8 protein-coding genes are annotated in these 9,794 nt (G+C 43.6%); 7 read left to right on the top strand and 1 reads right to left on the bottom strand.

The genetic code is table 11. The features are described from left to right. Positions 1–273 precede the first annotated feature (273 nt). The 3 genes from PLH26_RS06690 to PLH26_RS06680 all read left to right on the top strand — a co-directional run bounded on the left by PLH26_RS06690 (position 274) and on the right by PLH26_RS06680 (position 4,950). Positions 274–2,790, top strand: coding sequence for a M14 metallopeptidase family protein (locus tag PLH26_RS06690; protein WP_324585227.1), 2,517 nt, complete (start codon positions 274–276; stop codon positions 2,788–2,790). A gap of 27 nt (positions 2,791–2,817) precedes the next feature. Further along, positions 2,818–4,407 carry a peptide chain release factor 3 gene (locus tag PLH26_RS06685; RefSeq protein ID WP_324585226.1) on the top strand — a complete coding sequence of 530 codons (1,590 nt, stop codon included), beginning with the start codon at positions 2,818–2,820 and terminating at the stop codon, positions 4,405–4,407. Between the two features lie 135 nt (positions 4,408–4,542). Then, on the top strand, positions 4,543–4,950 hold the full coding sequence (locus PLH26_RS06680; RefSeq protein WP_324585225.1) for an EVE domain-containing protein: 408 nt from the start codon (positions 4,543–4,545) through the stop codon (positions 4,948–4,950). A gap of 7 nt (positions 4,951–4,957) precedes the next feature. Here the strand turns inward: PLH26_RS06680 and purB are convergent, their stop codons facing one another. Further along, a complete protein-coding gene (gene purB, locus PLH26_RS06675; RefSeq protein ID WP_324585224.1) occupies positions 4,958–6,304 on the bottom strand; it encodes an adenylosuccinate lyase in 1,347 nt (448 codons plus the stop codon). Between the two features lie 130 nt (positions 6,305–6,434). Here purB and PLH26_RS06670 point away from each other — a divergent pair, with 130 nt between their 5' ends. The 4 genes from PLH26_RS06670 to PLH26_RS06655 all read left to right on the top strand — a co-directional run bounded on the left by PLH26_RS06670 (position 6,435) and on the right by PLH26_RS06655 (position 9,769). Continuing rightward, complete coding sequence (locus tag PLH26_RS06670; protein ID WP_324585223.1) at positions 6,435–7,196, top strand: menaquinone biosynthetic enzyme MqnA/MqnD family protein; 762 nt, start codon at positions 6,435–6,437, stop codon at positions 7,194–7,196. A 78-nt stretch (positions 7,197–7,274) separates the two neighbouring features. Then, positions 7,275–8,027: a TerC family protein gene (locus PLH26_RS06665; RefSeq protein WP_324585222.1), complete on the top strand. Its 753-nt coding sequence runs from the start codon at positions 7,275–7,277 to the stop codon at positions 8,025–8,027. An 86-nt stretch (positions 8,028–8,113) separates the two neighbouring features. Next, the gene (locus PLH26_RS06660) at positions 8,114–8,362 is read left to right on the top strand and encodes a type B 50S ribosomal protein L31 (RefSeq protein WP_324585221.1); all 249 of its coding nucleotides are present in this window, start codon (positions 8,114–8,116) and stop codon (positions 8,360–8,362) included. 246 nt (positions 8,363–8,608) lie between these two features. Beyond that, positions 8,609–9,769 (top strand): putative sugar nucleotidyl transferase, encoded by a 1,161-nt coding sequence (locus PLH26_RS06655; protein ID WP_324585220.1) that lies wholly within the window; start codon positions 8,609–8,611, stop codon positions 9,767–9,769. Positions 9,770–9,794 lie beyond the last annotated feature (25 nt).

Below are 9,794 nucleotides of genomic sequence, written 5' to 3'. Positions count from 1 at the left end.
GCTGGCCAAAGGGTGCGCAGAAACGACTGCTCCATTGCTGCAACGGATCATTTTTTGAACGGAGTAGCTGAAAGGATTGAACGAAGCGTTGACCGCCTGGTTGCGGCAGCCTGTTTGGCAGCACATAGTACCTGAAACCAAAAGAAAAAAGATGGAATTCTTCATCAGAAATTTGTTGGGATGGAAGTTACTAAAGAATTTTGACGCACTGTTCCGGGCAATCCTATGGTTAATGCCCGGGGTTTCTTAAATTGCTTCATCAATTTACGGTTCATGATAAAACGTTTGGCTTTCCTGCTTCTTTTTTTTGCAGGCCATATATGCACTTTTGCGCAGGTTCAGGCGCCCGATGATTTTTTAGGGTATAAGATCGGAACGCAATACACACCTCATTTTAAGATCATCAATTATTTTAACCATGTAGCAGCCGCTTTACCATCTGTTGTTAAACTGCAACCATACGGACAAACCAATGAAGGACGTCCCCTGGTAGCAGCGTTTATTTCATCGGAAGATAATATAAGCAACCTGGAAAATATCCGTAACAATAATCTTCGTCTTGCCGGTTCTGCCGGGGATAAAACGGCGCCGGCAGAAAACACACCGGTGATTGTATGGCTCAGCTATAATGTACATGGCAATGAAGCCTCTTCTTCCGAAGCAGCCATGCTCACTTTGTATGAGCTGGTCAATCCCGCCAATGCCCAAACCAAAGCCTGGCTGAAGAACACCATAGTTGTGATAGACCCTTGCATAAATCCGGATGGACGCGACCGGTATGTAAACTGGTTTAACAGCGTGGTGGGCAAAAATTACAACCCCGATCTGTATGCCAGGGAGCATCGTGAGCCATGGCCGGGGGGGCGTACAAATCATTATTATTTCGATCTTAACCGCGACTGGGCCTGGCAAACCCAGTATGAATCGCAGCAAAGAATGGAACTATACCAGCAATGGTTGCCCCAGATACACGTAGATTTTCACGAACAGGGTATCAATGCGCCCTATTATTTTGCCCCCGCGGCACAACCGTATCATGAGCTCATTACTCCATGGCAAAGAGCATTTCAGGTAAGCATTGGCAAAAACAATGCAAAATATTTTGATGCCAATGGCTGGTTGTTTTTTACCAAAGAAATTTTTGATTTGTATTATCCCTCTTACGGCGATACCTATCCCATTTACAGCGGCGCAATAGGAATGACCTATGAGCAGGGTGGGGGACCCGCTTCAGGACTGGGCGCTTATAAAAAAGAAGGCGATACGCTCACTCTTGCAGACAGGGTAATGCATCATTATACTTCCGCTCTCAGCACCATTGAAACAGCTTCACAAAACGCAGGCAGGCTGATCAGGGAATTCAGAAAATTTTTTAACGATGCGGTTACAACCGGAGCCGGGAAATATAAAGCGTACGTAATTAAAAACGAGCCGGGCGCTGATCAGCGCATGGCTGCTCTGACGGAGCTTCTTGATAAGAACAATATCCAATATGTTTCTTCCAAAGGGAATGCCAAAGGCTATAATTATTTCTCGGGTAAGGAAGAGTCATTTACAATTACGGAGAACGATATTGTGATCAGCAGCATACAACCCCGGTCTACCCTCATAAGCGTACTGTTTGAACCCGGATCGAAGCTGGTTGACTCTGCCACTTATGACATCACGGCATGGGCATTACCTTATGTATTTGGCTTAAAGGCATTTGCTTTAGAAGCAAAGCCGGGGACTGCAGAAACATACAAAAAACCATCCCCCGTTGTGAACAAAGCCGCTGAAACTTACGGTTATGTTATTCCATGGGAAGGCATGCAAAGTGCAAAAGCGGCAGCCGGGCTTATGCAAAAAGGAGTAAAGCTCCGTTATGCGGTGAAAGATTTTGAATTGGATAGACACCATTTTAAAGCAGGATCCATAATTGTATTAAAAACCTCGAATGGGGCTTCAGGCAATAACCTCTGGAATATGGTTGCACATGCATGCAATGCACAAAACATAGAAGCAATACCGGTAAGCAGCGGATTTGTAGACACGGGATATGATTTTGGCAGCGAAAATGTAAAATATATAAAAGCGCCAAAGATCGTGCTCCTAACAGGTGAAGGGGTGAATCCTAATGCTGCAGGCGAAGTCTGGTTTTTTTTGGAAAAGGAGTTAAACTACCCCGTTACACTTGTCAATGCCGGGGATATAAAAACGATGAACTGGAATGAGACAGACGTATTGATCCTGCCAGACGGCAGGTATTCATTTTTGAACAGCAAAGATTTCAATGAATTAAAAAACTGGGTGAGCAGGGGTGGTAAGCTGATAGCACTGGAAAATGCGGTGGCTCAACTGGCGGGACTCGACGGCGGAATAAAATTTAAAAAAGAAGACGATGATACCGGCGACAAAAGCGACCAGTATGCTGCGTTGAAAAAGTTTGGTGACCATGACCGTGAATTTATTTCTTCAACAACTCCGGGGTCTATTTATAAAGTTCAGTTAGACAATACGCATCCACTGGCATTTGGTTATCCTGATTATTACTATACACTTAAGATGGATGATCACGTGTACGAGTTCATTGATGATGGCTGGAATGTGGGCGTTATCAAAAAAGACAACCTGGTAGCGGGCTTCGTGGGCTCTGAGCTGAAAAAGAAACTGAACGACGGATTGGTATACGGAGTGCAGGATATGGGAAGGGGAAATATCGTGTACCTGGCCGACAACGTGCTGTTCAGGAACTTCTGGCAAAACGGCAAACTAATGTTCTGTAACGCATTGTTTTTGGTAGGACAATAAACCGCATATTCTTACCTTTGCGCCCCAATGAAATATACAGCGGAAATCAATAAGCGTAAAACCTTTGCCATCATCTCTCACCCCGATGCCGGTAAAACCACGTTAACAGAAAAACTATTGCTGTTTGGAGGAGCCATTCAAACGGCAGGCGCCGTTAAGAGCAATAAAATAAAAAAGCACGCCACCAGCGACTTCATGGAAATTGAAAAGCAAAGGGGCATATCTGTGGCAACCAGTGTAATGACTTTTGAATACAAAGGCAATCTCATCAACCTGCTGGACACCCCCGGGCACAAGGATTTTGCTGAAGATACTTACAGGACCCTTACCGCCGTAGACAGCGTTATACTGGTTATTGACAGTGTGAACGGGGTGGAGGAACAAACCCGCAGGCTGATGGAAGTTTGCCGTATGCGCGACACGCCTGTAATCGTATTCATTAACAAAATGGACCGCGATGGTAAATTACCGTTTGATCTGCTGGAAGAAATAGAAAAGGAGCTGCATTTACAGCTTCATCCGATGACCTGGCCGATCAACAGCGGAAAAGAATTCAAGGGCGTTTATAATCTTTTTGAAAAGAACCTGCTGCTCTTTGCTCCCCATACCAAAACCAGCGAGGAAGATATGGAGCACATAACCAATCTTGCCGACCGGGTTTTGGTTGAAAAGATAGGGGAGCGGAATGCAAACCAGCTGAAAGAAGATGTTGAGCTGATAGACGGCGTATATGGTCAACTGAGTGCACAGGATTATCTGCTGGCTAAAACAGCACCGGTATTTTTTGGGAGCGCTGTAAACAATTTTGGCGTTAAGGAAATGCTCGACACTTTTATACGTATAGCCCCGGCTCCGCTGTGCCGGGCAACTTCAGAAAAAGAAGTTTGCCCCGAAGAAGAAAAGTTCAGTGGCTTTGTCTTTAAGATCCATGCCAACCTTGATCCCAGGCACCGCGACCGGATTGCATTTTTACGGGTTTGCTCCGGAAAATTCGAACGCAATAAATATTATCACCATGTTCGGCTGGATAAGGATATACGGTTCAGCAACCCATATTCATTTATGGCACGTCAGAAAGACGTGATCGAGGAAGCATTTCCGGGCGATGTGGTAGGGGTGTTTGATACAGGCAATTTTAAGATAGGGGATACACTTACCGAAGGAGCCGATTTTTATTTCACCGGCATCCCGAGCTTCTCACCCGAGCTGTTTAAGGAAGTGGTGAATAAAGACCCTATGAAAACCAAGCAACTGGAAAAAGGCCTGCTCCAGCTCACAGACGAAGGCGTTGCACAGTTGTTTACGCAGCATGGCGGCAATCGTAAGATCATTGGTTGCGTGGGCGACCTGCAGTTTGAAGTGATCCAGTATCGCTTGCTCAATGAGTATGGCGCTTCTGTTCAGTTTAATTCGCTTCCCTTTTATAAAGCCTGCTGGATAACTTCGGACGACCGTCAAAAATTAGAGGACTTTACAAGGTTTAAAACCGGCAATGTGGTGCTTGATAAAGACGAGCACCTGGTATACCTCGCACAGAGCGAATGGTTCCTCAATACAGAGATCGCAAACAATCCCGCTATACAGTTCCATTATACCAGCGAGATACATAAGGTGTGATGTTGCATGTTGCAGGGGAAGGGGGCAGATTTGAGATTTAGGATTGCATTCGCTTCGGATTTCGGGTTTTAGATTTCGAACTTTGTATCTTTATTTGTTTCTTCCTATTTTGAATTTATAATTTATATTACCACCATGGCATACTGGCTTGTAAAATCTGAACCTTTTAAATACAGCTGGGAGCAGCTTGTAAAAGATAAGCAGACCTTTTGGGACGGGGTACGCAATTATGCTGCACGCAACAACCTCAGGACAATGAAGAAAGGGGATGAAGTTTTATTTTATCACAGCAATGAGGGGCTGGAGATTGTAGGAATAGCCAAAGTGGCAAAGGAACATTATCCCGATCCGACCGCCGATGATGATACATGGGTGGTAGTGGATTTAAAACCATATAAAAAGCTGAAAAAACCTGTTGGGCTTGCTCAAATCAAGGCTGATAAGCGATTGACCAATATGGCGCTGGTAAAGCTGGGGCGCCTTTCGGTACAACCCGTTACGGGAAAAGAGTGGAAGATCGTCATGGAAATGGCGGGAGAGTAATAAAATTTTAGAAATCAGGGTTCACCCCGGTATAATTTACGGGAGTGATGGATTTCAGTTCTTTTTTGAGTGAGGAAGAAATATTGAGCTTGTTAATAAATTGGTGCATGGTTTTCTGATTGATGCCTTCCGCGCCCCTGGTAAGCGCTTTTAAAGCTTCATAAGGATTGGGATAGTTTTCACGTCTCAAAATGGTTTGTATGGCCTCGGCCACTACGGCCCAGTTCTGTTCCAGGTCATGCTTTATTTTCACTTCATTCAACAGCAATTTTCCCATACCTTTCTCAAAAGATCTTAAAGCGAGCATGGTGTGTGCAAAGGGAACGCCTATGTTTCGCAGCACGGTTGAATCGGTCAGGTCGCGCTGCAGGCGGGATATGGGCAGCTTCAACGATAGGTGCTCCAGCAGCGCATTTGCCACTCCAAGATTCCCTTCTGCATTCTCAAAATCAATAGGATTTACTTTATGCGGCATTGCGGAAGATCCCACTTCTCCTTTTTTTACCTTCTGCTTAAAATATTCAAGGGAAATATAGGTCCATATATCACGGCAAAGATCAATGAGAATGTTGTTGATGCGCTTTATGCCATCAAAATGAGCAGCTATATTATCGTAATGCTCAATTTGCGTGGTAAATTGCTGGCGCTGCAAGCCCAGTGATTTGCTGCAAAAATCGTTGGCAAATTTTATCCAGTCTGTTTTAGGATAAGCCACATTGTGAGCATTGAAATTGCCGGTAGCACCTCCAAATTTGCAGGAGTAGGGAATGGATTGCAGCAATTGCAGTTGCTGACCCAGCCTTTCCGCAAATACCATAAACTCCTTACCCAAACGGGTAGGCGAAGCGGGCTGACCATGTGTTCGGGCCAACATGGGTATGTTTTTCCAGCTTGCGGCTGATTTTTTTATTTGCAGTATGAGCGTGGCTATTGCAGGGTAATACTCATTTTCCAAAGATTCTTTCCACAACAACGGAACAGCGGTGTTGTTGATATCCTGCGAAGTAAGTCCAAAATGCACCCACTCTTTAAGATGTCCGAGCTTCAATGCATCCAGTTCCCGCTTAAGGTAATATTCCACTGCTTTAACATCGTGGTTGGTAATCTTTTCTATATTTTTTATTTCCGTTGCTTTGTCTGTTGTAAAATGAAGGTATACAGCTCTCAATGACTTAACCTGGGCAGGCTTCAGTGCAAAGAATTTCTTCTCGCTTAAAGCAATAAAATATTCGATTTCAATAAGAATACGGTAACGGATCAATGCAAATTCAGAAAAATACTGATCTAAATGGTGAATCTGGTTCCTGTATCGGCCATCCACAGGTGAAATTGCAGTAAGCGCTGATAAATCCATTCTCAATAATATTTGAAGAAATAATAAAACGGGATTGCCCTACATTTGCGGGCAAACCTACATGAAAAAGTTGAGTTTTTTATCAGAACCGAATGAACTGTATGGATGGTTTTTTTAACTGAAAACGAGCATGAGAAATAAAATAAGCGTTGGAATAATTGATTATCTGAATGTAAAGCCTTTTTTATACGGTATTAAGCATTCTTCTGTTATTGAGGATATAGACCTCGTGGAAACGTATCCTTCCAGCCTGGCGCAAATGCTGCTTGCAGGTGAAGTGGACCTTGGTATAGTACCCGTGGCAATTATTCCTGAAATGAAGGAATATTATATGGTTACAGATTATTGCATTGGGTGCAACGGCCCTGTAGCTACGGTTTGCCTGTTCAGCGAGGTTCCCGTAAATCGCATTGAGCGGGTTTTGCTCGACTACCAGTCTAAAACATCTGTAGCCCTGGCAAAGATCCTGTTGCAAAAATACTGGCGTGTTTCGCCATCGTTCGAGGACGCTAAAGAAGAAGGGTTTCGCAGCCGCATTTCAGGCACAACCGCAGGAGTGGTGATAGGCGACAGGGCATTTGATCAAAGAACAAGATCAACATACCGCTATGACCTGGGCGAAGCCTGGAAAGATTTCACTGGGCTGCCCTTTGTATTTGCCGCATGGATTGCGAACAAACCCCTGCCAGACGGGTTTATACACGCTTTTAACGAAGCCAACGCCTTCGGTTTAATGCATATTGACGAAGTGGTGCAGGAAAATCCCTATAAATTGTTTGATTTAAAGCAATACTACAAGTACAATGTCAATTATGTGCTTGATGAGAACAAAAAAGCAGGGTTAGACGCATTCCTGCGCCTGTTAGAGACGGCGAAACCCCGGGTAATTTAGAGTAAGGCCAACTTGTAAAATGATAAACGTGAACCCACAAACATTATGGAACTTATTTTTGGATAATTTCACTTAAATATGGAATGGTTAACCAACCCCGAAGCATGGATCTCGCTGGTAATGCTTACTGTGCTGGAAATAGTTCTGGGCATTGATAATATAGTTTTTATTTCTATCATTTCCGGAAAGCTTCCCCATCATCAGCAAAAAAAAGCCAGGAGAATAGGATTAGGGCTTGCCATGATTACAAGGGTTTTGTTGCTGCTTTCCATTAGCTGGGTAATGACCCTGACTTCTCCTCTTTTTAATATAGGCGAATGGTTTGGAATGGAGGAGGGTGTATTGTTCGATAAGTTAAAAATATCAGGCAGGGACATTATACTTATTGTGGGGGGATTGTTCCTGATATACAAAAGCACAATCGAAATTCATGAAAAAGTAGAGGGTCATGGAGGAAAAGCGGTTAAAAACTCCGGGATCATTTCTTTCAGCAGGGTGATCACAGAGATTATAGTGCTGGATGTTGTTTTTTCACTTGATTCCGTAATTACCGCCGTGGGTATGGCGGATCACATAGAAATAATGGTAGCGGCTGTGGTTATTGCGGTATTGATCATGCTTGTTTCGGCCGAAAGCATCAGCAATTTTGTAAACCATCATCCAACAGTAAAAATGCTGGCGCTGTCTTTCCTGTTGCTGATAGGTATTTCATTGATAGCGGAAGGCCTTGACCAGCACATCCCCAAAGGATATATTTATTTCGCAATGGCATTCTCGGTGTTTGTAGAAGTGCTGAACCTTAGGGTAGCCAAAAAGCAGAAACAAATATAATTTTGCATTTACCCCGTTCCCGGTTACCTTTGCGCTTCTTTTAAACAGCACGGCCAAATCCGTGCAGCCTTAAAACATTGATAATCATGAAAGAAGGTATCCATCCGCAAAATTACAGGTTTGTAGTTTTCAAAGACATGAGCAACGGGTATACATTTCTTACCCGTTCAACAGCAGGTTCAAAAGAAACCATCAAATGGGAAGACGGAAATGAATATCCGCTGATCAAACTCGAAATTTCCAATACTTCGCATCCTTTCTTTACAGGGCAAAAAGTATTGGTTGATACAGCAGGACGTATTGATAAATTCAAGAAGAAATACGCAAAAAAATAATTTTTTGTCTAAACGAATGATGATCCCCCCAAAAAACGGGGGATTTTTTGTTGGCGTTCCGAAATCCCGGTCAAATTTGGGGTTTCAGATATTATAAAGGAAATTTCTCTTGAATATTTATTATTGTTTTTTAGCCAAAAGGAGCTCCCATAAAACTTTCCATACATCCGTTGTGTACCCGCCTGCCGGAACGGGCAGGTTTTATGAATGAAAAATTTCATGTACGTTTGAATTCATTCTTCCGGCATGCCGATCATATTATTTGATACATTGCAGAGAAACCTGCTATACCCGTTTACATATACCCGTGCCATGGCCGATATACGGGTAGGTATTTTTACAATGAGGGAAAGATGGGAAAAGCTTTCAAAGCATAAAGTATATGTACTTACCGAGCCGTACCTGCAGACGGTATATGGAGACCTGCCGGACGGAGAAAAAATATTCGTAAATGCCTCTGTTTTTGCCGGTGAAGATCTGACAGCGCTTGTTATGAATTTGCAGTTGAACGAAGCCATTGTTAGAGATGGGGAGGTTGTTGCAGGAGTTTTGTCTGGTGATGATGGATGGAGTACAGGTGCCGTTGTTCCTGAAAAATTCAGCAAATGCTTTTCATATGATCTCCCTTTAAAAAAGCTGGTATACCCCTGGCATATTTTTCAGTTGAATGATGAGCTGATCCGGAGTGATTTTGCATTGATCACCTCAAACAGGTTGCAGCAGCCTGCTGCCAACATGATTGGATGGACTGCACCGGAAAATATTTTTATTGAAGACGGGGCTGTAATATCGCACTGCTTTATCAATGCATCGGAAGGGCCTGTGTACCTGGGAAAGAATACGGTTGTCATGGAAGGCTGTACGATCCGCGGGCCTTTTGCAGCAGGGGAGGGTAGTGTATTAAAAATGGGAGCCAGGGTATACGGCGCTACTACTGTTGGCCCTTATTGTACAGCGGGGGGGGAAATTAAAAATGCCGTAATGATGGGCTACAGCAATAAAGCACACGGTGGTTATCTGGGTGATGCCGTGATAGGAGAGTGGTGTAACCTGGGGGCAGGCACTTCCAATTCCAATGTGCGGAACGATGCTTCTGTTGTTTATATGAATAAAGGACAAAAAAACAGTGTGGCCGTTGGATTAAAATGTGGATTATTAATGGGTGATTATAGCCGCAGCGCTGTTAATACTTCGTTTAATACCGGTACTTTTGCAGGAATAGCCTCTAATATATTTGGACAGGGATTTGCTCCAAAGCACCTGCCCAATTTTACCTGGGGTTATGCGCAGCGATACCATTTTGATAAGGCAATTGAACATATTGCCAACTGGAAAAAGCTAAAGCAGCACGATTTAACACCGGCCGATATACAAGTTCTGGAACATCTTTATAAACAAACCATATAATGAGACAACAAATAGCAGCAGCCAA

This window comes from Agriterribacter sp., assembly GCF_035444585.1.
In the GTDB taxonomy this organism is placed as follows: Bacteria; Bacteroidota; Bacteroidia; order Chitinophagales; family Chitinophagaceae; genus Agriterribacter.
The sequence above is the reverse complement of the archived record's forward strand: the minus strand, read 5'-3'. Positions and strand labels throughout refer to the sequence as shown.